General features: G+C 51.0%; 27 protein-coding genes. 10 read left to right on the plus strand and 17 right to left on the minus strand.

The window, feature by feature from the left end; translation table 11 throughout:
• Positions 1-15 precede the first annotated feature (15 nt).
• From AC3WQT_RS22220 to AC3WQT_RS22240, 5 genes are all read left to right on the plus strand, one after another.
• Positions 16-1,101, plus strand: a complete 1,086-nt coding sequence (locus tag AC3WQT_RS22220) for a branched-chain amino acid ABC transporter permease (protein ID WP_492707170.1) — start codon at positions 16-18, stop codon at positions 1,099-1,101.
• On the plus strand, positions 1,098-1,811 hold the full coding sequence (locus tag AC3WQT_RS22225) for an ABC transporter ATP-binding protein (protein ID WP_492707172.1): 714 nt from the start codon (positions 1,098-1,100) through the stop codon (positions 1,809-1,811). The genes AC3WQT_RS22220 and AC3WQT_RS22225 overlap by 4 nt, the downstream gene beginning before the upstream one ends.
• Positions 1,811-2,515 carry an ABC transporter ATP-binding protein gene (locus tag AC3WQT_RS22230; RefSeq protein ID WP_492707354.1) on the plus strand — a complete coding sequence of 235 codons (705 nt, stop codon included), beginning with the start codon at positions 1,811-1,813 and terminating at the stop codon, positions 2,513-2,515. Before AC3WQT_RS22225 ends, AC3WQT_RS22230 begins: the two co-directional genes overlap by 1 nt.
• Positions 2,516-2,636: 121 nt before the next feature.
• Positions 2,637-4,271 carry a methyl-accepting chemotaxis protein gene (locus tag AC3WQT_RS22235; RefSeq protein ID WP_492707174.1) on the plus strand — a complete coding sequence of 545 codons (1,635 nt, stop codon included), beginning with the start codon at positions 2,637-2,639 and terminating at the stop codon, positions 4,269-4,271.
• A gap of 162 nt (positions 4,272-4,433) precedes the next feature.
• Entirely contained in the window at positions 4,434-5,006 is a 573-nt protein-coding gene (locus tag AC3WQT_RS22240; protein ID WP_492707176.1) for a winged helix DNA-binding protein, read from the plus strand.
• Between the two features lie 54 nt (positions 5,007-5,060).
• Here the strand turns inward: AC3WQT_RS22240 and AC3WQT_RS22245 are convergent, their stop codons facing one another.
• Positions 5,061-5,336 carry a hypothetical protein gene (locus AC3WQT_RS22245; protein ID WP_492707178.1) on the minus strand — a complete coding sequence of 92 codons (276 nt, stop codon included), beginning with the start codon at positions 5,334-5,336 and terminating at the stop codon, positions 5,061-5,063.
• A 264-nt stretch (positions 5,337-5,600) separates the two neighbouring features.
• Between AC3WQT_RS22245 and AC3WQT_RS22250 the strand changes: the two genes are divergently transcribed.
• A complete protein-coding gene (locus AC3WQT_RS22250) occupies positions 5,601-6,458 on the plus strand; it encodes an HDOD domain-containing protein (RefSeq protein ID WP_492707179.1) in 858 nt (285 codons plus the stop codon).
• Positions 6,459-6,478: 20 nt separating this feature from the next.
• On the opposite strand, the gene AC3WQT_RS22255 is transcribed toward AC3WQT_RS22250, so the two are convergent.
• The 9 genes from AC3WQT_RS22255 to AC3WQT_RS22295 all read right to left on the minus strand — a co-directional run bounded on the left by AC3WQT_RS22255 (position 6,479) and on the right by AC3WQT_RS22295 (position 13,311).
• Positions 6,479-7,225: a LytR/AlgR family response regulator transcription factor gene (locus AC3WQT_RS22255; protein WP_492707181.1), complete on the minus strand. Its 747-nt coding sequence runs from the start codon at positions 7,223-7,225 to the stop codon at positions 6,479-6,481.
• A gap of 6 nt (positions 7,226-7,231) precedes the next feature.
• Positions 7,232-8,305 (minus strand): sensor histidine kinase, encoded by a 1,074-nt coding sequence (locus tag AC3WQT_RS22260; RefSeq protein ID WP_492707183.1) that lies wholly within the window; start codon positions 8,303-8,305, stop codon positions 7,232-7,234.
• A gap of 12 nt (positions 8,306-8,317) precedes the next feature.
• Positions 8,318-9,004 (minus strand): LiaI-LiaF-like domain-containing protein, encoded by a 687-nt coding sequence (locus tag AC3WQT_RS22265; RefSeq protein WP_492707185.1) that lies wholly within the window; start codon positions 9,002-9,004, stop codon positions 8,318-8,320.
• A 32-nt stretch (positions 9,005-9,036) separates the two neighbouring features.
• Positions 9,037-9,396 (minus strand): LiaI-LiaF-like domain-containing protein, encoded by a 360-nt coding sequence (locus AC3WQT_RS22270; protein WP_492707187.1) that lies wholly within the window; start codon positions 9,394-9,396, stop codon positions 9,037-9,039.
• Between the two features lie 189 nt (positions 9,397-9,585).
• Entirely contained in the window at positions 9,586-9,957 is a 372-nt protein-coding gene (locus AC3WQT_RS22275) for a hypothetical protein (protein ID WP_492707189.1), read from the minus strand.
• Positions 9,958-10,103: 146 nt separating this feature from the next.
• Positions 10,104-10,550: a DUF2214 family protein gene (locus tag AC3WQT_RS22280; RefSeq protein WP_492707191.1), complete on the minus strand. Its 447-nt coding sequence runs from the start codon at positions 10,548-10,550 to the stop codon at positions 10,104-10,106.
• Between the two features lie 135 nt (positions 10,551-10,685).
• Positions 10,686-11,456, minus strand: a complete 771-nt coding sequence (locus AC3WQT_RS22285) for a DUF1223 domain-containing protein (protein WP_492707193.1) — start codon at positions 11,454-11,456, stop codon at positions 10,686-10,688.
• Positions 11,457-11,524: 68 nt separating this feature from the next.
• Positions 11,525-12,457 carry a fused MFS/spermidine synthase gene (locus AC3WQT_RS22290; RefSeq protein ID WP_492707195.1) on the minus strand — a complete coding sequence of 311 codons (933 nt, stop codon included), beginning with the start codon at positions 12,455-12,457 and terminating at the stop codon, positions 11,525-11,527.
• A 23-nt stretch (positions 12,458-12,480) separates the two neighbouring features.
• Positions 12,481-13,311, minus strand: a complete 831-nt coding sequence (locus AC3WQT_RS22295; RefSeq protein WP_492707197.1) for a ParB N-terminal domain-containing protein — start codon at positions 13,309-13,311, stop codon at positions 12,481-12,483.
• 260 nt (positions 13,312-13,571) lie between these two features.
• Here AC3WQT_RS22295 and AC3WQT_RS22300 point away from each other — a divergent pair, with 260 nt between their 5' ends.
• From AC3WQT_RS22300 to AC3WQT_RS22310, 3 genes are all read left to right on the plus strand, one after another.
• Positions 13,572-13,829 carry a hypothetical protein gene (locus tag AC3WQT_RS22300; RefSeq protein WP_492707356.1) on the plus strand — a complete coding sequence of 86 codons (258 nt, stop codon included), beginning with the start codon at positions 13,572-13,574 and terminating at the stop codon, positions 13,827-13,829.
• Between the two features lie 13 nt (positions 13,830-13,842).
• Positions 13,843-14,688, plus strand: a complete 846-nt coding sequence (locus AC3WQT_RS22305) for a PA4780 family RIO1-like protein kinase (protein WP_492707199.1) — start codon at positions 13,843-13,845, stop codon at positions 14,686-14,688.
• A 108-nt stretch (positions 14,689-14,796) separates the two neighbouring features.
• Complete coding sequence (locus AC3WQT_RS22310; protein ID WP_492707201.1) at positions 14,797-15,327, plus strand: GNAT family N-acetyltransferase; 531 nt, start codon at positions 14,797-14,799, stop codon at positions 15,325-15,327.
• Between the two features lie 20 nt (positions 15,328-15,347).
• Here the strand turns inward: AC3WQT_RS22310 and AC3WQT_RS22315 are convergent, their stop codons facing one another.
• Together AC3WQT_RS22315 and fabF are read right to left on the minus strand one after the other, a co-directional pair.
• The gene (locus AC3WQT_RS22315) at positions 15,348-16,112 is read right to left on the minus strand and encodes a hypothetical protein (RefSeq protein ID WP_492707203.1); all 765 of its coding nucleotides are present in this window, start codon (positions 16,110-16,112) and stop codon (positions 15,348-15,350) included.
• A gap of 226 nt (positions 16,113-16,338) precedes the next feature.
• Positions 16,339-17,607 carry a beta-ketoacyl-ACP synthase II gene (gene fabF / locus AC3WQT_RS22320; protein ID WP_492707205.1) on the minus strand — a complete coding sequence of 423 codons (1,269 nt, stop codon included), beginning with the start codon at positions 17,605-17,607 and terminating at the stop codon, positions 16,339-16,341.
• 180 nt (positions 17,608-17,787) lie between these two features.
• Between fabF and AC3WQT_RS22325 the strand changes: the two genes are divergently transcribed.
• A complete protein-coding gene (locus tag AC3WQT_RS22325) occupies positions 17,788-18,819 on the plus strand; it encodes an AraC family transcriptional regulator ligand-binding domain-containing protein (protein WP_492707207.1) in 1,032 nt (343 codons plus the stop codon).
• A gap of 89 nt (positions 18,820-18,908) precedes the next feature.
• Here the strand turns inward: AC3WQT_RS22325 and AC3WQT_RS22330 are convergent, their stop codons facing one another.
• The 5 genes from AC3WQT_RS22330 to AC3WQT_RS22350 form a co-directional block, all read right to left on the minus strand.
• Positions 18,909-19,907, minus strand: a complete 999-nt coding sequence (locus tag AC3WQT_RS22330) for a phasin family protein (RefSeq protein ID WP_492707208.1) — start codon at positions 19,905-19,907, stop codon at positions 18,909-18,911.
• Positions 19,908-20,156: 249 nt separating this feature from the next.
• The gene (locus AC3WQT_RS22335; RefSeq protein WP_492707210.1) at positions 20,157-20,849 is read right to left on the minus strand and encodes a TorF family putative porin; all 693 of its coding nucleotides are present in this window, start codon (positions 20,847-20,849) and stop codon (positions 20,157-20,159) included.
• Between the two features lie 45 nt (positions 20,850-20,894).
• Positions 20,895-22,223, minus strand: coding sequence for a S8 family peptidase (locus AC3WQT_RS22340; protein ID WP_492707211.1), 1,329 nt, complete (start codon positions 22,221-22,223; stop codon positions 20,895-20,897).
• Positions 22,220-22,897, minus strand: coding sequence for a zf-HC2 domain-containing protein (locus AC3WQT_RS22345; RefSeq protein WP_492707213.1), 678 nt, complete (start codon positions 22,895-22,897; stop codon positions 22,220-22,222). Before AC3WQT_RS22345 ends, AC3WQT_RS22340 begins: the two co-directional genes overlap by 4 nt.
• Positions 22,894-23,496 (minus strand): RNA polymerase sigma factor, encoded by a 603-nt coding sequence (locus tag AC3WQT_RS22350; protein ID WP_492707215.1) that lies wholly within the window; start codon positions 23,494-23,496, stop codon positions 22,894-22,896. Before AC3WQT_RS22350 ends, AC3WQT_RS22345 begins: the two co-directional genes overlap by 4 nt.
• Positions 23,497-23,722: the final 226 nt, after the last annotated feature.

Genomic DNA, 23,722 nt, shown 5'->3' on the forward strand with positions numbered 1-23,722 from the left:
AAATAAGGTACAGATATGAACATACAAGACAAAACCGTGATCTCGGCGCATGAGTTGCTGGCGCCAGATTCACATGGCAATTCCTCGGTGAAATACATACTGCTGGCCCTGTGCGTGGTTGCCGCATTACTGGTGCCCGTGGTGGTCAAAGATCCGTCACATCAAAATCTGGCGATATTGATTTTGATGGCAGCACAACTGGGTGTGGCCTGGAACATCGTAGGTGGTTATGCGGGCCAGGTATCGCTAGGGCATGTTGCCTTTTACGGGCTGGGTGCCTACACCTCAACACTGTTGCTAACGCAATGGGGCTTCAACGCCTGGGTGGCCATGTTGTGTGGTGGCATATTGTCGGCAGCGATCAGCCTCATCATTGGCTGGTCATGCTTTCGCCTCAACGGGCATTACTTTGGCATGGCGACCATTGCGGTTGCTGAAATCATCCAGATCATTTTTACCAACTGGGAATATGCCGGTGCTGCTGTTGGCCTGACCATACCCATGGACCAGCAAGGCTGGGGCAGCATGATATTTACCGACAAGGCACCGTATTACTACATTGCCCTCGGTCTTTTACTTGTGACGCTGGCGGTGAATTACTGGATAGAACACAGCTATCTCGGTTACTACTTCCGCGCCATCAAGGATGAACCCGATGCAGCACGCAGCCTGGGTATCAACCTCAGCCGCTACAAGCAAATTGCTTTTGCCGTCAGCAGTTTTTTTACCGCCATCGGTGGCAGTCTGTATGCGCAGAAGGAATTGTACATAGACCCGGGCTCAGTCTTGCATACTGGTTTGTCGATCAAGATGGCGCTGGTATCCATCCTCGGTGGGGTAGGCACTTTGCTGGGGCCAGTCATCGGTGCCGGTGTGCTGACTTTCATTGAAGAAGGTACACGTGCCTTGTTTGGTGGCTCTGGCCGTGGTACTGACCTGGTGATTTATGCAGCATTGATCGTGGTGATTGCGGTCTACTATCCGACAGGTGTGATGGGCTGGATCAAACAATTTTTTGCACGCAGAAAAGCAGTCAAGGCACAAAAAGCACAGGACGTACAAGACACCAAGGATGCACAAGGCAGCAAGGAGGCAGCATGAGCTTATTACGAGTAGAAAGCGTCAGCAAACGCTTCGGCGGTATTACCGCCAACCAGGATGTCTCATTTGAAGTGGGGGCAGGCAAGATCGTTGGCCTGATAGGCCCGAATGGTGCAGGCAAAACGACGATGTTCAATTGTATCGCCGGTTATGCGCCACCAACTACCGGTGAGATCTGGATGAATGACATCAAGGTATCCGGCATGAGCCCTGAGCAATGCGCGCGTGCTGGCATAGGCCGCACCTTCCAGGTGGCACGCACCTTCACCAGTATGACAGCGCTGGAAAACGTCATGGTTGGCGCCTTCCTGATCAACAAGAATGTATCTGATGCCAGGCAAAGTGCCGCGAAATTGCTGAGCTTTGTCAATCTGGGCCAATTCAAGGATAAGCCCGCAGGCAGCATGACTATCAGTGAACAGCGCCGCCTGGCCGTGGCACGTGCACTGGCAGTCAGACCACGCCTTTTGCTCATGGATGAAGTCATGGCCGGCCTGAATCCGACTGAAGTAAGAGAGACTGTAGATGTGGTCTTGAAAATCCGTGAAGAAGGTATTTCCTGCCTGATCGTTGAGCATGTGCTGGAAGGCATCATGCCAATTGCTGATGCGATAGTCGTACTCGACTACGGCAAGAAGATAGCCGAAGGTAGTCCTGAACAAGTATCTAACGATCCCAAAGTGATCGCTGCTTACCTGGGAGATGAATGATGCTGCAAGTAAGAAATCTGAGAGTCAGTTATGACGGCGTGCTGGCCTTGTCCAAAGTCGATATTGATGTCGAAAAGGGCAAGATCGTTGCCCTGGTCGGTGGTAATGGCAATGGCAAGTCCACTACCTTGCGGGCAATCGCCGGCTTGAATGCGGCTGATGCAGGCCAGATCGTATTCGATGGCAAACCATTGGATAAAATCCCGGCCAGCAAACGGGTGGGGCTGGGCCTGTCGCTGGTGCCTGAAGGCCGGCGTATATTCGCCCGCCTGACAGTGGAAAGGAATCTGCAACTGGGCGCCTATACCCGCCGCGATAACGACGAAGTGGCCGAATCCATAGACACCATGTACACGCTATTCCCCATCCTCAAGGAAAGGCGCTATCAGCTCGCCGGTACCATGAGTGGTGGTGAACAGCAAATGCTGGCGATAGGGCGTGGCCTGATGGCAAAACCTAAAATGTTGTTGCTGGACGAACCGTCCTGGGGTATCGCACCCAAGTTCGTCACCAAGGTGCTCGATACCATACAACTAATCAACCAACAGGGCATGTCAATACTGTTGGTAGAACAAAACCTGCACAAGGCGCTGGCAATTGCGCACAACGGTTATGTGATACAGACAGGCCGTATCGTCATGCAGGGTACGGGGCAGGAATTGCTCAACAACGAAGATGTCAAGAAAGCGTATTTAGGCGTCTGATTGGGCATCTGATCGACATCAAGCGGTGTTAGATGGACAGCCAGCAAGTGCAGCACTTGCTGCTGGCCTGTTGCGTCCTTGATTTTGCCAGGAACAAGGTTTTACTCTTTAGGGGCTAGCCATGCTGAACAAGTACATCAGGAACTGGAAGATAGGGCACAAACTGGGTCTGGGTTTTGCGTTTGTTATCTTGCTCATGCTGGCACTGACGGTCACGGGTTACACGCAACTGGGGCGGGTGAATCAGGGGGTGAATCTGGTGGTCAAGGAAGTCTATCCAAAGACGGCAACAGTCAACCGTATTAAATCTGATCTCGATCATATTGCCCGCAGCATGCGCAATCTCTTGTTGCTGTCTACGCTGGATGAGCGAAAACTGGAGCGGGCTGCGATAGACAAATCAGCCAGACAGATAGAGCTGGATCTTGCACAGTTTGGCAAATTGGCCAGCTCTGCTGAAGAGAAAAAACTTTTGCAGGCTGTGCTGGCAGCAAAGCAGCGTTACCAGCCTGTACTCGACAAGTTTCTCAAGCTGGTGGCAGACAATGAGGTTGAGCAGGCCAAGGATCTGGTCTTGCCCGAGATCGCTCCTTTGCAGGATCAGTACTTTGCGGCACTCGATCAACTGGTGGGATTGCAAGCCAGCCAGATGGAACGCAGTGGTAGTGACGCGGCTTATGTCTCTGGTGCAGCGCAAGTGTTGATGATAATCTTGCTGGCTTTTGCCGGTGTGGTGGCGATCCTGATCGCCATCTTTACGACCAGGGCGATTACCTCTTCGCTGAAGGCCGCCATCCTGCTTGCCGAATCGGTTGCCAGCGGTGATTTGCGTGCTGATATAGAAGTCAGGAGTAATGATGAAACAGGTAAATTGCTGGCATCACTGAATCAGATGAGTCAGAGCCTGATCAGTACCGTAGGCCAGGTCAGGCAAAGCTCGGAAAAAATTGGCATAGCCTCGCGCGAAATCGCCGATGGCAATATGGATTTGTCTAACCGTACTGAGCAGCAGGCATCAGGCCTGGAAGAAACAGCCGCATCAATGGAGCAACTGACCGCCACGGTAGGCCAAAATGCAGAGAACGCTGCCCAGGCGCATGAGTTGGCGGGCAAGGCTTACCAGCATGCGGGCAAGGGCGGGAAGGTGATCGATCAGGTAGAGCTCACCATGGGCGCGATCAAAGCCAGTTCCAACAAGATAGTCGATATCATCGGTGTCATTGATGGCATCGCTTTTCAAACCAATATCCTGGCCTTGAATGCAGCAGTGGAGGCCGCACGTGCCGGTGAAAACGGGCGTGGCTTTGCAGTGGTGGCGGCAGAAGTACGCAATCTGTCGCAAAGATCAGCCAGTGCAGCGAAAGAGATCAAGACTTTGATTGCTGATTCGGTGGGACAGGTGGATGCCGGTGGCAAGCTCGTCAATGAAGCCAGCCTGACCATGCGCGATATTGTCAGCTCAGTCCAGCATGTGGCAGAAATCATCAGCGAAATCAGTGCGGCCAGCCGTGAACAAAATACCGGCATAGTGCAAGTCAACCAGGCCATCAGCATGATGGATCAGATGACGCAACAGAATGCTGCACTGGTAGAGCAGGCGGCTGCCGCGGCCAGGAGCATGCAGGATGAAGCAGAATTACTGGTGGATACGGTGGCAGTCTTCAAGCTGGAAAAAACCATACAAGCTGCGCCAGCGCAGGCCAGGGCGGTGCCGGTATTGGCGATTTCCAGGAGTAACAAGGCCGTAAATGGCTGAAGCGAGCTGGATGCCAGGCTGCGTACGCTGTGGATAAAAACATAAAATATCGATTTTTTATTGATAAATCAATGCGAAAAGACTGACTTTTTTTTCAAAGAAGATAAAATCAGGCTATGAGTTATGCCAGTCTTTTATTCAATTTATCTTTAAAGAGTCACTATGTCCACAACCAAGCCTGTCAAGAATGTCACGAAAGCCGGTCTTAGCCCGGCCGCTTCCACCGCTACACCCAGGGTGCCTATCGTCTCCTCTTCCCATTTGGCTGAGGGCAGGAGTGCAGAATTGAGTGAATTTGAGTTTGGAATGATTATTGCCAGCAATGCCTTCAACCGCTGGGCGGTCAGGTGCATGGCTGCGGTGGGCATGAAAGACATGACCATTACCGATGTTCTGGTGCTGCACCATATCAACCACCGGGCGCGTGAGAAAAAGCTGGCCGATATCGCCTTTATCCTGAATATTGAAGACACCCATATCGTCAATTATTCTCTCAAGAAACTACAAGCCCTGAAGCTGGTACAGACAGAAAAACGCGGCAAGGAAATCCTGTATTCAACCAATGAGGCAGGCCGTGATATCTGCCGCCGCTATTCTGAAGTCCGTGAGCAGGTACTGGTATCTGCCCTGACTGGTGACGGTACCGAGAGTTTTGAGTTAAGCGAGTTGGCGCGCTTCCTGCGGGTATTGTCTGGCTTGTATGAACAGGCGGCCAGGGCGGCGACGTCCTTGTAGCAACTCTCCTATCCCCACGGCAGTGTTTGTCTGCGTGGGGGATAGGCCGTTATTTTACTGGTCCTGGTGCAATTGCCTGACTTGCTTCTGGTTCTTTTTGAGATTGATGGCCAGCAAGACAACAATGAGCTTGAAGATCATGAAGGCAATGAAGATACTCAAAGCCAGCGGCAAGATCATCAGGACAACAGCGATTGCCACGCAGATTACCAGCAAATGTGGCAGTGGCAAGGCCATCATGGCCAGGAACGCCTTACGGCAAAAATAATAAAATTCATGGGCTGCCTGGCGCATCAGCACGAATAATTGTTCGGTTTGAGCAGATTTCATTTGATTTCCCTTGTTTTCTGGTTTTGTGAAGTTGCTGCGATGGTTCAGAATACGCCCAGGCTAACTGGCATGCAGCAGCTTTGCGACGAAATGCCTGAATACGGGATCAAGAGGTGGCTAAAGCTTGTCAAAGGGTTTGCCAGTACCCTCTTTGGCACAGGCTAATTGATACAATTGATAATTCATGTAAGTAGTCATTGCCAAACCTGCGTAAATTAGTTTGCCAAGGTACAATAAAAAATCGTCAGCATTCTTATTGCTATCATGACAGACCAAAAAAATACCGAATTCGCTTTCCTTGAAGCTTTCACTGCGGAACTGTCTGCCAAAAAGCTGGTATTCCCCACTTCTTTGGGGGCAACCATGAAAATCAGGAAGGCTCTGAGCCAGGCCGATATTTCTATCGACATGGTGACGCGCATCATAGGTACCGAGCCGGTTTTGTCCGCCAAAGTGCTGCACCTGAGTAATTCTGCCAGCTTTAATCCCCAGGGTAAAAAAATTACAGACTTGCGGGCCGCGACCAATTTGCTGGGGTTTTCTGCAGTACGCAATCTGGCCATTTCCATAGGCATGAAGCAACTGGCGGAGAATAAATACAATGGCAGTCTGTCTGCCCAGATGGATGGCTTGTGGCGGCGCAGCCTGCGTGTGGCAGCACTGGCCATGGTGATTGCCAGAAGCTATACCCGCCTGAGTGCCGACAAGGCCATGCTGGCTGGTTTGTTGCACGATATAGGCAAATTCTATATTTTGAACCGCGCCAATCATTATCAGGAATTGTTCAGTTCAGAACAGGTGCTATGGGATTTGATCGATCACTGGCATGCCAGCATAGGCAGCGCGATACTGGAAGACTGGGAAATTTCTGAGGATATCCGCGTCGCTGTGCTTGATCACCGTGATCACCAACCTGGCCCCACTCACAAAGCCGGGCTGATAGACGTAGTGACTGTAGCAGACTTTCTGGATGCGCATTTCGTCAATGAAAGCATAGCCGAAATGGACTGGAATACCGTACCAGCCAGTTTCAAAGTGCTGAATATCGATAAAGACAATATTGATGCCCTGATGCAGGAAACCAGGACTGAATTGGCTTTGGTGTTGAAGGCGATCAATTAAGCTACTGATTCAGTAAGGTACTAATTCAGCAAGGCTCGTATACGTTCGTTGCCAGCCCGGCTGACTGGTACTTGCGCACCACTCTTCAGGACCGCAACCTGGCTGTCCTTGCTGGTTTTCTCCATCGCTTGCAATGCACTGATCTGTAACAGAAAAGAGCGGTGCACACGCACGAACTTACTAGCGTCCAATTGCGCTTCCAGATCAGACAGGCTCTGGGTTTTCATATACGACTTGCCTGCAGCATGGATAAGGATGTAGTCATCCTGCGCTTCAACATAGTCTATGTTTTCCAGTGGCACCACATGCACCTGGCCACGGTCACGTATCAGCAGGCGTTGCAGTTTTTCACTTTGCTGTGTCACCAGCGTTTGTATGGCTTGTGCTGACGACGGGGTTTGCTCTGTGAGCAGCTTGCGTGCCTTGCTCAGTGCTTCATCAAAGCGCTGTTGCGAAAAAGGTTTCAATAAATAATCGACCGCATGCAGATCAAACGCTTTTAATGCGTATTGATCATAGGCTGTAGTGAAGATCACGCCACTGCGCCTGCCGGTTAATTCCAGCACCTCCAGCCCGGACAATTGCGGCATCTGTATATCCAGCAAGACCAGGTCAGGATTGAGTTTGCTGATGGCATCCACAGCTTCCAAGCCTGTTTCGCATTCACCTATGACTTCGATATCAGGGTGAGAACGCAGATATTCCAGCGATAATTTTCGGGCCAGTTCTTCGTCATCGACGATCAAGACTTGTAGGCGCTTATTCATATTTATTTATACCTGCTCATGATTATTCTGCTCAAAAGGCAAAGCCATTTCCAGTGTAAATTTTTCGTCTGACCGCTGCCAGCTGACGCGTGCCTGTTCGCCATACAAGGCAAAAAAACGCTGGCGCAGATTGACGAGGCCCAGGCCATTGCCCGTGCTGTTGCCTGGGTCGGTGCTGGCAGGGTTTTCTACTGCGATATGCAGCCAGCGGTCACGTTCAAATATCGTGACTTTGATGATGCCGCCCTTGGGTAAATTGCGTATGCCATGCTTGATGGCATTTTCCAGCAAGGGTTGCAATATCATGGGCGGGATCAATGCATTTTCTGCTTCTGCTGTGACTTCAAATTCCATGCCCAGTTTTTTGCCAAAGCGGATTTTTTCCACTGCCAAAAAATTTTCGCATAAAAGTAACTCTTCCTTCAGGCTGATTTTTTCTTTCTCGGCTATCGCCAGGGTTTGCCGGAAAAAATCAGCAAGCGCTATCGTCATGGTGCGTGCGGCGACTGCATCAATGGCAGTCAGGGCACTGATAGAGTTGAGACTATTGAATAAGAAGTGAGGGTCAATTTGTGAGCGCAAGACTTGCAGTTCTGCATCCCTGGCCAGCAGGCGCGATGCAGCTTCGCGCCTTTCAGCCTCACGTATATTGTCGAAGGCGATATACACATCAAAAGCCAGTAATGCCAGCAGGTAAACAGCAAAACCGGTGATGAAGAACAGTACCGATAAATGGCTGCTCAGATGCAGCACTTCTACTTCATCTGATGCCAGTACCAAGACCTTGTTCCAGCCATAGCAAAGTCCCAGCCAGCTTATCCCGGAAATCATGGATGCACTGGCAAAGACCAGGGCGGCTATGCTGAAACTGCGGCGATTAAAGGGTAGTGAACGACAAACAAAATAAGCCGAAGAAGTCAGGAAACTGCCAAACAGAGCCAGCGGCAGCGAGAAGACCAAGGCAAACGACCAGTTGACCAGATCAGCCGCCACCAGCAATCTGGCGATCAGCACGCCTGTCATCATCCAGGCAGTGATATAGACCAGAAAGCGGCGACGATCCGACAAAATAGGGTGCATTGATTGCTATCGTCAGTTGATGATTTCAACACCGCCCATGACGGCATAGCCCTTGATGTAAAGCTTTTTCGTATTCAGCATGGGCGGGACAGTTTTATCATCGAAACCACCAAGTATGGGCGAGCCGTGTGAAACCACAGTCCAGTCATTTGGCACTTTCAAGACGATACCACCCCACATGGCAAATACATTCAAAGTCGCTTCTGATTGCATGGACGCAGTACGTAAATCCAGTTCCACGCCACCCATGATGCAATTGATTTCGCCACCGCGAAATTCCTGGGAACTGTTTTGCAGCTTGTTACCACTCATGACGGCGACAATATTGCAGACAGAATCCTGGTTCGTACCATTGTTGATCAGTTTTTCCTCGTCGCCGATCTTGCCCTTGAATATCACCATCAGACCAGCAAAGATCAGGAAAACCGGCCACCAGTCACGCATGCGGAAATAGATGATGCCCATGTGATGCAGGATCAGCAAAGAGCCAAGGCCGACAAAGCCGCAGCCTATGATATAGCCAGCAGTAGTATCGCTTTTTGATATCTTCAATGCACCAACGAAAATGAAGACCATGGGCCAGAAGTGAAAGATTTCACGGGCGTTAAACAGATTCAAGTTGTCTAGCAGTGCCAGTGCACCAAAAATCAGGAGCATGGCTCCGATCAGGATACGGCCCTGGGGATTATCGTTTTTCATGATAGTGATCCAAAAATTGTGAGCGTTAATTTTTATTTCTGTGCTTCTCTGGCTGCCAGCAAACCACCTACCAGATGCTGAACGCCAAAGGCAATCAGCAGCAAAGGCCAACTGGTGCGGAAGTTCCAGCCCCACAGCTGTTCTATGGATACATACAGCCATAGTGCAAATACCAGGCTGAAGCAGCCTTTAGCGATATGCTCAGGCTTGCCGGGGCTGACAATATCAACCACGCCGCCGATGGCGATCATGGCTGGCAGTAGAAACCAATAGTCAAACGCATGAATCATGTCCATGCGATCCATCAAAAAGACGCTACCCGCGACGATCAGGGTCAGACCAAAAAACAAATTACCCTTGCTGTGACGCTGAGCTTCAGAATTGCCAGACATATCTTATCCTTTCATTCGCCAAAAACTTCTGTGTTTTTGTTCCGTGATTAAAGATACTGAAAACGCAGATGCTTGTCGTGCCAATTTCGGCGAATGACGGTGCTTCGTCGGTGACTGACGAAAGCCGGTGAGGACAGGGCAAAAACAGGTGGAATGGCAGCTTGAGCAAAGAGCTGTGTCAATATGGTTCTAGCTCAATAACTGTATGAAATGCTCGGCAGTACGCACTATGCGCTTGGATTCAGTGCCAAAGACATCGTGCGTCTCTTGCACGATATATTCATTGGAGCCCTTGGTGCAGTACAGCAAACCACGGAAATTCGTACCCAGGTAGGTGAACGGTGCCAGCTTGGTCTTGACGGGTACATCACTGCCTATCAGGGCACGCAGTTTGCGCTCGACATCGTAAAGGCTTTTTTCATCCAGGGTAACTGTCGTTCCCTTGGGTGTAGGGAAAGTCGATTGAAACATCGGGTTTTGCCCCATGGGGTTCCTGAACGTGATTTTAATGCCCAGTTTCAGGAACTTGGATACTGCAGTGAAGTCGTTTTCATCGTACATGGCAATGTCCCGGATTTTATGCCGCCACGCGCGATGGCAGCGCTATATGATGTGGAAAGATTGCCAGAAATCAGCCATTTATACAACTTTTCTTATAGGGGGCAGGTGTTAAAACAAAGCGGCCTTATATCAACCTTATATCAACCTTATATGGTATGTCCCTTGGCCATGAGCACCGCACCGGCCAAAATGAAAACGACACCGGCCAATTCCAGCTTCAAAAGCGTTTGTATGGTTTTGGCTTGCCTTTGGGGAAGTTCAGGCAACTGGTTTTGTTTGACTGCCTTGCCCCAGCGCAGGAATACCATGGTCGGGTAGACAGATAGCAAGCCCACGATGATGAAAGCCGTCATCTTAAGCATGAAGGCATGGTTGTGCAGGTAATAATCCTGACCTTTTTCAAAATACAGGACGCGCAGAACACCCAGCACAATGATGAGCATGGCGCTCATGCCATAAATACTGTCGATGAAGCGCAGGCTCCGGGCTGATGACACAGTAAGTGGCTGGCGTATCAGCACGAGCTCTGCCAGCAAAGTGCCAACCAGGGTAAAGGCTGCGATATGGTGCAGCAAGGCGACGAGTATATTCACGGTGACAGCTCCTGTAATCGTTTTAAGCAGGGAAGTGCAGAAAGTCTAAGCCATTTGCACTCTGCTTGCTTAAAAAATAAGACCAGGGCCGTGAATTTTGTCGTCAACCAGCCAAAATCCGGCGTGAACAGCAGCTTATTGCTGTAATGCCTCGCAGAAGGGCAGGCTCAGGGCTTGCAGGATATTGCCCTGCTTATCCTGGGCAAACGCCAGTACTGACAGGTTTTTACGTTTGGCATTGGCTGGTAAATTCAGTTGGGCGGCAAAGTTGGCTGCCTTACCAGCCGTGAGTTGATAAGCATCACCCCATTCCCTGGCGACAAAATCATGCTGCAAAGTGGCACCGCGGTTTTCACCTGCCTGCACTTTGCTGACCAGGCCTCGCTCGACCAGGGCAAAATGCAGTTTGGCGTCTTGCATGCTATTACCTTGCAGATTGAAATACAGTTTGTTATCCGCCAGTTTTTCTATACCCAAACGCAAGGATGCAGCGGCAGGTTTTTGATTGATGCGGCGAATGTCATCTGTCATACCATTGCGCCAGCTGCGCAACTCTTTGCCAGCGATGAAGATTTCTGGCGTATAGACAGTGCGGTTATTCGCCAAATCAGCCAAAGTCCTTTGCCTGTCGGTGTAAGTCTTTTTGGCAAATACATCTTTCCAGCCCAGATAATCCCAGTAATCGACATGCAAAGAAACGAGAATGACCTGCTCACTGTTCAGTCCGGTGCTTTGATAGAGGCGGCTGATGGTTTTATCGGCAGGCGGGCAACTGTCGCAACCCTCGGAGGTGTACAGCTCCAGCAGGGCGACGGTATGTGCGGGGCTGGATTTGCTACAGATTTCGGCGGCTTGTGCGTTGCTGGTGGGGTAAGCAAACAAGCTAAGCAAGATCAGGGCTTTCATGGCTATCCTCATCGTATGGATGTCCATTAGTCGTACTTAAACTGTTTTGCTTACATCTTGATGCTTGTTTATTCACCTATCTGCTTTTTCCAGTCCGCATAGTTTTGCGGGACATTGGCATCAGGCACCATGATAGTCGCCAGACTTTGTTTGAGTGCAGCCAGTTCTTCTTCTGGATCAGTGTAATTGACAGAGATGGGCAGGCTTAACAATCGGCCTTGTAGTTCATGGAATTGCAATGCTGGATGCTGGTCTGACAAAATCTTTATCGCATGCTCATCGGCCTGACTCAATAGCCCCTTGATGGCATACACGATGAGGTTATAGCTATCAGGCGAACGCGTCCAGCTGAGCTGGCGCGCAAACCGTAGGCGCAGGCGGCTCAACATGCCAGCCAGGGCACTGGGTTTGCCCCAGACATTGGCGACCATGACGCCGTTTTTCACCAGATTGGCATGGCATATCGCATAAAACTCGGCTGTATTCAAGTCAGCTACCAGGCCATTTTCATCATAGGCATCCAGCAGCAAGACATCGGCATCATAAGTGTTTGTCTGCAAATGTGTGACTGCATCGCAATGGATGACTTTCAAACGTTCATCATCTGGTGGCAACATGAACAGCTCACGCATCGCGATCACGTCGGCATTGATCTCCAGCACGGTGATGCGGCAGTCTGGCAAATGGCGATAGCAATATTTGACCAGTGAGCCACCCCCCAGACCTATCAGCAAGATATGGCGAGGCTGCGGGCGGAACATGAGCAAGCCCATGACTGTGCGTGAGTAGGCGCACACCAGTTCATCCGGCGCATCCAGCTTCATTGCACTTTGCATGCATTTGGGGTTCAGGTACATGATGCGCAGATTGCCGTCATCGAAATGAAAAGGGCGGCCCTCGTGCGTTTTTTGTATTTCTTCCAGATGGCGGATATGTTCGCGCTCAGCTGCTGGCACCTGCTTCAGGAACAGGCTGGACAGGCTTTGCCGGGGTTTCTTCATATTCGCCACCTTTAAGTTTCTGTTTAACCTGCCAGTTGGGCCTTCAGCGCCGCAATCTGGCTCAGCAATTCACTGTTCTCAGTCTGCAGATGCAAGACTTGCTGGCGCAGACTGCTGAGTTCATCGACACCGCTGCTGCTGGCGCTGTCTTGTCTACCTTCCATCAATGCAGGCGCAGCGGTTTCGGCTGCAACCGCCTTGGCCGGGGCTTTTTGTTCACGTACTTTTCCCCTGACCTGGCGGGCGGCTTGTTGCAATTCCTTGCGGCCACCGGCTACAGCGGCGACTTGATCTTCATTGGGCAGGGAGGCAATTGCTGCTGCTGCACTGATGGAGATAGTGCCATCGCGCACCGCCTGTACCAGTTCAGGTGCTGCTGCTTTCTGGATTTTTTCTATCTGTACCACGGCGTTGCTGCTGATGCCTGCCAGACGGGCGATCTCCTGGCGGCTTTGCGTGGGTTTGACGACAGGGACGGCGACTTCGCTTTCCGCATTGTCTGATGGTGCCTGTTCTTCCTGTGCCTTCATGCGGGCGAGGACGATTTCCTTTTTGCGCAAGGCCAGCATGCCGCGCTGGAAGTCGGTCACGCTGCGGCGACCCAGATGATTGTCTATCATCCACAGTTGCACGTCTTCGATATTGCTGAAGTTGTCGTTTTGAACAATATTGTAGGGCAGATTATGGCGCTGACAAATCGCATAGCGGTTATGCCCGTCTATCAGGATTTCACCCCAGCAAACCAGGGCATCACGGCAGCCTTCGGTCAGGATGCTACGCTCCAGAGCAGTAAATTCGTGCTCGGTCAGGGGGTCTATATAGGCGCGCAAGGCCTCATGGATGATGATACTCATACAATAATATCCAGGCTGGAATTTTTCGGGGAAGGCGGCATTGTAGCCGAGAACAGGCGCAACACCGTTGTCAGCGGGTAGCACGTGTACAATACTGGTCTTTCGGCGTAATCTTTCAGGCGCAACCTGCCCTGTAGAGTACGCCCACTAAGTACGCTTATTTTATAGACCATATTCGTTACAAAGATTGCCATGGATGCAATGCATCCACAGCCGCAGTTTTCAAACGCACTTCATGACAGACAGGAAAAACCAGCATGATGACCTATGAAGAATATCTGGATGAAGTCACGACTTTAATGACAGAGAGATTTGACCTCAGCGATGATGAAGCCATCAAGCACGTGATGCGCGCCCAGGCCGCTGATTTCTTCACCCTGCACGATGATATTCCCGAAATGCGCACGCAAGAGCGGGCAGAGCAGGATGCCAAGACGATTTACGACATGCGTAACAAGTCGCGTGGCCATGCGCCAGTCAAGCTGGTAAAAACTGGCGGCAAGCCACGTAAAGCCTGAGCACGCTGACCGGATGAAAACACCAAAACGACTGCAGCCCCTGCAGGAAGAAGGTTTGATCGACGAAGTCATGCGCCAGCTCATGAGTGGCAAGGAAGCCACCGTGTATGTCGTGCGCTGCGGCGAAGAAATTCGTTGTGCCAAAGTCTATAAAGAAGCCAGTCAGCGCAGTTTTAAAAATGCGGCGTCTTACCAGGAAGGTCGTAAAGTCAAGAACAGCCGCCAGGCCCGCGCCATGGAAAAAGGCACACGCTATGGCCGCAAGATGCAGGAAGAAGTCTGGCAAAATGCCGAGGTCGATGCCTTGTATCGCCTGGCAGCGGCTGGTGTCAAAGTCCCCAGGCCTTATATCTGCCATGAAGGTGTATTGCTGATGGATCTGGTGACAGATGCTGATGGCAATGCCGCACCCCGTCTCAACGATGTGGAATTGACGCCTGAGCTGGCGCGGAAATATCACGCCCAGTTATTGCATCAGGTTGTCCTGATGTTGTGCGCCGGGGTCATCCATGGCGATCTGTCTGAATTCAATATCCTCGTCGATGAAGAGGGACCAGTCATCATCGATTTGCCGCAGGCGATAGATGCCGCCAGCAATACCGAAGCGGGTGTCTTGCTGGAAAGAGACGTGAACAATCTGGCGACCTACTTCGGCCAGTTTGCACCAGAGCTCAACGGTACAAAGTTTGGTAAGGAAATCTGGAAGTTGTTCACAGCAGGCTTGCTGTCGCCGGAAACCGTATTGACTGGCATCGTTGCACAAGATACCCGCCCGGTTGATCTGGAGGCTGTCATGGAAGAAATCGAGTCTGCCATCTTTGAAGAAAAAGAAAGGCAAAGGCGTTTGCTGGAAACCTAGGCGTTCTTGTACATTTCTTGTGACTCCGGGGAACTCTTGCCAACAGTCTTTGTCCATCCTGAACACTGGTGTATCAGTCACACAATTGTTTAGTACAGGAGAATCTGCATGATCAAAGGAAGTTGTTTTCACCTGCGCCACGTCAGAAAAGAAGATGTACTGCCCATGCTGGAGTTAATGAATCACCCTGATGCCAAGGGTGATTTTTTATCCCAGGAATTAATGTTGCCAGGTGTGGCAGAGAAAAAATTCGAAGATGAATCACGCTCCAAAGAGCAGTTCGAGACTTTTTTGATCATCGACGAAAATGAAAAAATGATAGGGCGTGTGTTTCATTTCAAGACCGTGCCGTATTTCAATTCCCGCGAAATCGGCTATGGCATGTTTGTCAAAAACCTGCACGGCAAAGGCATCATGACCGAAGCTGTGAAATTGCTCAGGAATTACCTGTTCAATACCATGCTGATCAATCGCCTGGAAATTCACATGAACACAGATAATATCGCTTCAGAAAAAGTGGCGATCAATTGTGGCTTCCAGAAAGAAGGGGTTGCACGAGGTGCCACATTCTCGCGCGGCAAACACCGCGATATCGCCATGTACGCCCTGCTCAGGGATGAGTGGGAAAAGCTGACCTAGCCAGCCTGGTTTATTAGCACTCATTTCTTCACCGGATAAATCTTGAGCAAAGCCGTATTGATCTTGCGCATTTGCTCGGTACTGACATCCTTGCTGCAAACGATATAACGGTTCAAGCCTGCAGGCATGCCTTGCAAATCCATTTGCGTGGTCTGGCTCAGGCTTTCTTCCTTGTCCTTCAGATATTCCCAGTCTTCTCTGTCTATCAGCATATAGGACGCACGGTTGGCGGCAACCATGCGGGCCATGATCATGGGCAGGGTAGTGCTGCGCTCGACCTTGTTTTTAGTGGTCGTGAACATGGCATCCAGTTCCGGGCCATATGAAACTGCATCGACCACACCCAGCGTCAGGTTGGGATCAGACATCAAGGACTTCAGAGTGCGATGTGCGGCGACCTGTTTTGTGGCAGCCGGGCTGACCAATAAGGTATGTGGCGGGTCAGTATGAAATATCTCGGAAAACTGTACCAGCGCTTCTCGCTCGGCGATTCTGTACCAGCCAAATGAACAATAATTTCTGGCACCGCCAGAAAAATTACTCCAGATACGTTTTGCCGGCTCTTCTACGAAGCGGTGAGGGATTTGGGCATTGCTAAAAACCTGCTTGGCACGTTCCAGCAATACGCCTTTCTCCACACCATTCTCGAGGTATTGATGAGGTGGCTTGATACGCCAGGCTACAGTGATGGCTTCTTGTGCATATGCACTTTGACTCAGCGCACCTTGACTTACTATTAATATGCCCGCTGCGCACACAGTGCCTGCTAACTGGTAAAGATTCATTTTATTATCGCTGAATGTTTAATTCATTCTAAGCGATCAAATGGCCTTACAAGGGAATTTCAGGCCTAAAAGACGGGGAATAAGTGTAATTTTTGCTTCAGAGATACATTTTTCATGGGGCCTGCGATACTTGCAGACCCCAGCGCTCGTCATTGACGTCAGTGAGTGACTTGCTCAATGATGCGGCGACCTGTATTTCAACTCTTCTTTCTGCTCACAACAAAGATCAAAATCGACGGAATACAAGGCTGGCGTTGACGCCGCCAAAACCGAAGCCATTGGAGATGGCATAGTCCGTTGCTATTGTGCGGGCCGTTCCGGTGACTATGTCTATACCCTCCGCTGCCGGGTCGGGTTGGGCCAGGTTCAGTGTCGGAGGTGCCATCTGATCGCGCAGGGCAAGCACGGTGAAAATCGCTTCCACACCGCCAGCAGCTCCTAGTAAATGGCCTGTCGAGGATTTGGTGGCAGATACGGCAGGGCCGCGACCTGTTCCGAATATCGCCTTGATGGCAGCCAGCTCGCTGATATCGCCGACCGGTGTCGATGTCGCATGGGCGTTCAAATGCCCGATCTGTTCCGGCGCTAGCCCTGCTTGCCGTATCGCCAATTCCATGGCGCGTCGCCCGCCGTCGCCGTCGGCGGGTGGGGACGTCATGTGGTACGCGTCGGCGCTGGTGCCATAGCCTAGTAGTTCAGCGATTGGCGTGGCACCGCGGCGCAAGGCATGTTCCAGCTCTTCGATGACCAGCATGCCTGCTCCTTCTCCCATGACAAAGCCGTCACGCTCAATATCGAAGGGGCGCGATGCCTGCGTGGGATGCTCATTGAAGCTGGTGGACATGGTTCTTGCGGCAGCGAATGCGCCAAAGCTGACACGATCAATGCAGGCCTCGGCCCCACCACACAAGGCAATATCCGCTTCGCCAGCGCGTATCAGGCGTGCTGCGTCGCCAATGGCCTGTGCACTGGCGGCGCATGCGGTGACAGGTGCACCTAGCGGGCCACGAAAGCCATGGCGAATGGAAATGTGTCCAGCTGCCATATTGGCCAAAAAACTGGGGACGGTAAATGGGGAAAGTCGTTTGGGGCCGCGGCCATCAGTGGTTCTCACAGCATCGACAATAGCGCCGAACCCGCCCACGCCTGAGCCCACGATGGTTGCCGTTCTTTCGCGTTCGCCGTTGGTGCCGGGCTGCCAGCGGGCCTGGTTCAAGGCCTCCTGCGCTGCGGCCAGGGCAAACAGGCTGAACCTGTCCATTTTCTTGTGGTCCTTGGGTTCCACAGTGAGGGCAGGGTCGAATCCCCATGGGCGATCTGGCGACAAGTCGGGCACAACGCCAGCAACTTTGGCTGCTATCCCTTCAGTGACTTCTTCAGGCAGTAAAGCCAAGCCTGAATGGCCATTCAAGAGACGCTGCCATACAGCCTCGACCCCACAACCCAGGGGGGACACTATACCCATGCCAGTCACGACAATTCGTCTTGTATTCAAATCATGCTCCTCTTTTGATCAATGAAAGTGTGCAGGTAGCGATAAGCAAAATACGCCATGCAGCGGCCAAACGTACGTCACAGTCGTCGTAGAAATTATGAATAAGTATAGGGCGGCGATGAAGGAAAAATCGGCACATCACGCCAATGGATATGCAAAATGCGCCATAATGAAAGAACTATGACCTTATCCTGGCAAAGCACTCTTACTGTTTCGGCCCACTTCCTGCACGGCATGTTGCACTTCGTGCGCACCCATCATGGAGAAAAATTGGCCGCGCAGGTACTGGCGAGTGCAGCTATCCCCCAGTCCCTGCTCCACCAGCCTGATGCACGGTTGACGCGTCAGCAATACGTCGCGCTGTACAGGACAGTTGCGGCGACACTGGATGACGAGATGCTGGGCTTGTGGTCCCGGCCTATTCGCACTGGTACCCTGAAGTACCTCATGCTCAGCCTGCTGGATGCACCAACCGTGCTGGTCGCTTTGAATCGTTTTGTCCGTTTCTGGAATCTGCTGCTGGATGATTACCGGCTGCAGATTTCAACCAAAAATAATCTGGTAAGGCTGGCTCTGGTGGAAAGAGCGCCCGGTACACAGGTCACTCCACTCGGACATGAGTTGATGATGAAGCTGATACACGGCATTGCATCCTGGTTGCTTGGCAGGGAGATCAACCTGCACCGGGTCGAGTTCAGCTTTGCCAGGCCCAGGCATGTGGAGGATTATGCCTTCCTGTATCCCGGCGAGCTGTGCTTCGATTCTGGCATGACGAGTATTTATTTTTCATATCAGGATTGTGCTGAGCTGTTCAAGCGCGAGAAGCACGAGCTATGGGCATTCCTGAAACGTGCGCCAGAAGACTGGACCTTCAGTGCATTTCATCGCGCTTCGGTTGTGGCCAAAACGCGTGAGTATCTTGAGCTACACATTGCACAACCAGTGACGATACAGGATCTCGCAAGGGCATTGCACACTTCTGTACGTACATTGAATCGTCGATTTGCAGAAGAGGGAACGCATTTCCAGGCCGTGAAAGACGGGCTGCGACGGGATATTGCCGTTCACAGGCTGACAAACTCGAACACGGCAGTAGCATCGCTGGCCTTCGATCTTGGCTTTTTCGATGCCACGGGTTTTTGCCGTGCCTTTAAACATTGGACTGGCAGCAGCCCTTCTGACTATCGAAGGGGCAGTCGTCTGGATGAGTGAAGATGGGAGAAAGGCTGCTGATGTTACAAAGCCGCAGTGCAGATCAAAGCTGATCTGCACTGCGGCTTAGGTTTTACTACCTATTGTAATTACTGACGAACAGGCTTCTTGGCACCTGTGGCGGCGCTAGATTTGGCCTTGTAGGCTGGTTTGCCGTTATTTGCAGGAAACCCAGGTGCTTTCTTCAAATTTGGTGTGGCTGGAAATGGGAATTTCACTGCAGATTTTTTCTCTGTGCTGGCAGCAGGTTTGCTGTCTGCTGCAGTTACTTCTGCACTGTCTGGAGTGACAGTTTTTGCAGCTGGCTTTTTAGCCGGAGTGGTTTTCTTTTCCAAAGTTTTTTCTATTGTAGTTATTGTTGCTGCTGGCAATGGCGCAACTGGTGTAATCACCGGCACAGGTGTAGCGGGTGCAGCAGGTGCAACTTCAACTGCTGGTGCACTGGTTTTCAAAGGTTTTTTTGCTGTTTCCGTTTTTGCGGGGGCTGGTTTGATTTCAGTCTTTGCAAGCGGGGCTTTGGTCGCAGGCTTGGCTGCGACTTTGGCTACTGGTTTTTCTGCAACTTTAGCGACTGCCTTGGCTTTTGCTGGTGCTTTTGCCGCTTTGGCTTCTGGCTCAGCCAGCAGGGTCAATTGTTTGGTCGCTGCGATTGGTTTGGCTGCGAGTTTTTTTGCAGCAGGTTTTGCGGCAGAAGCGGGAATAGTTTTAGGTGCTGGTGTTGCGACAGTAGTTGCAGCCGCTGTTACTGTTGTGGCGACGGTACCTTGTTTGCTGACGATTTGCCACAATTCTGCCCTGGTATCGCTGCTGATGTTGGCCAGTTCGCGACCATAGGACAGGATTTTTTCCAACTGTGGCTGAGCTTGCGAGCGGCTTAAGTCGAGCAATTCTTGCGCTTGTTTGACGGCAAACAATTCATGGGTCACGCTATTCGCATTTTCCAGTGATTGTTTGGCAGTATTGAAATTCAGGGCGATCAGTTTTTCCAGGCCGCCAAAGGCAAGTTGTGACCAGGCTTGAAAAACGGCAATTTGTTTTGCCAATTGATTCTGGGCAGCAGATGATAATTGTTCAGTAAGCAAAGACATGAAACTCTCCAGAGTAGGGGGAATTGAAGCATCACGAAGATAGACGCCAATTGAAACAGCATATTGCTTAAAAAATGGCGCAATGCAGCATTATTTGTTAATAACGCATTCTATCGCTAGCCTGCTTAATTTGTAAGCATTATTTTTGCATCGCAATATTTGTTTGGAAAATATTGCTTTATTGCCGAAAAATTAAGGAGGGATTGTGTATTCTAGTCTGCTTTACACACCTGTCAAATTGAAAGGCGATCAGAATAAATAGCTGGCGCTGAATACCAGGCTGTTGCGGGAGTTGTTCTGGTACTTTCCTGTGTTGTAACTGTACTGTGGTCTGGTGATGCCGTAAGCCAGTTGCAGCTTCCAGGAAGAAAAATTGCCACCCACACCTACGCGCACATCCACCCGATTACGGTTGACTTGCCCGACTTTACCGTCGGGGTAAACCAGCCAGCCTATATGTGAAAACACATCTAAGCGCTCTTGCAACTGGTAGTCCGCATTGGCTTCCAGATACAGGGTTTTATTATTGAGCCCTATGTAATTGGGGGAGTAATAAATTCTGGCGCTGAGATTGTCGAACATCAGGCCGGTAAACACTTCGCCGTAATTAAGGTCGGTAGATTTTGGGAAAATAGCAGCGGTAGCACCGGCCTCCCAGATCATGCCTGAGCGCAGCCGTTGAGAAAACCCCGAATACAGCAAGATTTGTTCACCCTCACCACTATTGCTATTGAGTTTTACTTTTGAACCGAAGGCGCCGGCATACCAGCCGTCCGGGGTGTCATATACCAGGTTTAATTGCACCACGGGCTGCTCATTGCTCAGCGAGATACCGCGATAGCTATAGTCTGATGCAAGCGTGATACTGCCACTGACTTGTGCATATGCCTTGCCAGTAATAGCAAAGATAGAAAAGATCAGGATCACGCAAAATTTAAGCAATACCATTCCTTAATGAGTTCGTATCACGATATGCATTTTATGCTGTTATGGCTGATTTGCCGTTGCCGCCGCTTTTGCTGACGGCGCGCTCAACTGGCAAGAGCAGGCGCATTTATTGGTCAGTCTGTTGAGGGTGGCGCACAGGTTGACTTGCCCGCTGGTATTGGCATCACTAAGGTTCACTGGATTAACCACCAGATCAGCCCGGATTTGCGCGAGACTGGCTGACGGCTTCAGTTCACTGAGCAAGGCCATCATGCCCGAGATATGCGCGGCTGAGTAAGACGAGCCAGAGACAAAGCTCCAGCGTGCGCCCGGCGCTGTCGTTGGTATGTCACGACCCGGTGCTACCAGTATCTCATTCGCCAGCAGCTTCGTTTTGCTGTCCGCCACTGCGAACACGCCAGGATGTGAAGCCGGGAAGCCGCCATCTGCACGGTTGGGGTCCATGGCACCAACTATCTTGATGTTGCGGGATATGGCAGCGTCCAGCAATTGCTTCAGCAAGCGGTCTGGCGGGCCAGACAAACTCATATTAATCACCTGCACACCCTGTGTCAGGGCGAAATTAAGCGCTTTGCCCAAAGTGAAGCTATTACACCGGGTTTTGTTTTCAGGCTCTTGCCAGCAGGCTCTCAGGGCCATGACATGGGTATTGGGGGCGATGCCCTCTATACCCACGCCATTGCCAGCGCGCGCAGCGATCACGCCCGCCACGCCTGTTCCATGGTTCTCACCCACATAGGGATTGCCATCGATGAAATTTTGATTAAGCGAGATTTGCCCCGCCAGATCAGGGTGCTTGATTTCTACACCACTGTCGATGACGGCGACTACCACATTGCGGCCAGTTGCAATCTTGCGTATCTCATCAAGTTGCCAGTATTTGTTCGCAGGCTGGACCGGGAATAAGGTATCACTTTTTGCCTGTGCATCAAAGGTATTGATGGTCTGCACCCACGCCACGCGGGCATCCTTGCTCAGGCTGGCGATGGTCTGCTCTTCAGAAATGGTGTCGCTTTCTTCCATGACAAAGCAATCCACATTCAGCACTGGCATGGGCCAGTCTTCCAGCAGTTTCAGTCCATGGGCGCGTGCCAGCTCTTCGGCGATGCGGCGACGGGCAGTGCGGCTGACATCATTGCTGTAACCGCCGCTATAGCTGACATCCGGGCGAAAATGCGGTGCTGGCAAATGGAGCATGACCAGTATCCGGCGTTTGGCTTCAGGTTCTTTTGCTGTGTTCTGTTCCTGATCAACGACAGTGTCAGTGTTGGCCAACGTAGAGCCTGACACTACCGTCAATGCGAGGAAAAGACAAAGGCCGAATTTATTGAGGCTATTGGTCCAACTTATATTCCAGCGTGGTTTCATTTTGCATCTCCCGAACCCAGAGATTCAACCAGCTCTATCCCTGCCTCAGCGCGCAACTCTTTGATGCTTTGTGTCAGCCTGGTATCGGCAACATTGAGCAGGTAGGCATTGGTGACCGTGGGGCCATCAATGATGCGGGCGTCGTTCATAGACATGATGCGTTGTATATCTCTGACTGTGGTTTCTGGTTTGAACACGACCACAATATTACCGGAAGAACGCTCACCGTTGCCGAGTACGCGATAACTGCTGTCGTCCTGTCCGGGTAGGGCCATATGCGCAAGCAGCCCAACGATGATGGCGGTTTGTGCTGCCATTACTGCCATTCCCCAGCGCATGGGAGTCTTGCCATCTGACTTGAACATGGACTGCAAGCGTGTCAGCAAATTATTATCTTTAGTCCTGATAGCTTGTATCTGCGTATCCAGCCTGGGTAACAGGCGGGCGAGGGCGCGATCCACATCTGGGACTGTGCTTGCTGCCGGTTCACTGCTCTTCAGCTTCAGCTGCCATTGCAGATCATCCTGACATGCAGTGCAGGTTTGCAAATGCGCTTGCACCAGTTGCTTTTCATCTGGCTGCAGGGTATTGACGACATACCAGGGCAGCAAGTCCTGCACCTGGCTATGGGTAGATTCATCTGATGGATGAACCTGCGTGGTTTTCGTGTTCATAATATTTCCTCCATGCTGTCGGAAAGCATGAATCTCAAACGCTGTCTGGCGTGGAACATCCTGGTCTTGACGGTATTGACCGGGCATTCCATGGTTTCAGCGATTTCCTTGTATCCCATCTCATGATAATAAGTCAGACTGACGACAACGCGTTGTTCCATGGGCAGGGCACGCAAGGCCCGGTTCAGATCAGCGTCAAGTTGCTGGGCTGACATCTGCTGCTCTGGTTCATACTGGGTTTCCGCTGCATGATGTTCAAAATTGGATTCGACTGCTTCGTCAAAATGATGTATGGCCTTTAAAGCCTGGCGATAGGCTATCGCAAATATCCAGGTGGATACGCGGGAAGTATGGTTAAAGCTGGATGCCTTTTGCCAGACTACCAACATCGTATCGTTAACTATTTCTTCTATCAAATGCGTATCACGTGTCATCTTGTCCAGAAATCTGGCCAGCCTGCCAAAGTACACGCGATACAAAGCCTCAAACGCCTGGCGATCGGCGTTTGCAATCAACGTGATCAATTCAACTTCCTGCGCTTCCGGGGTATTTGGACGTTTCTTGTCTGTTTTACCTCGCCATCCCCAATTCTCAAACATGCCTGCACTCTCCTCGATTAGCTGTTAATACCTGTTCAGGTGGAAAAGGTTCATGTGGGCGTAAAAAATATTTGGCATCAGCTTGATGAGAATTTGTTGTGTAGATTGCATTATTTATAGGTTGGCGTGACGTCTGCCAGATTTTGCCAAGTACAAGTGTTCGTAAATGATTGTAGCGCATCGCCATGACGAAATTTTTTATCTTCTCTCATCATATTTCCTCTTC

Source organism: Undibacterium sp. FW305-107, from assembly GCF_058788535.1.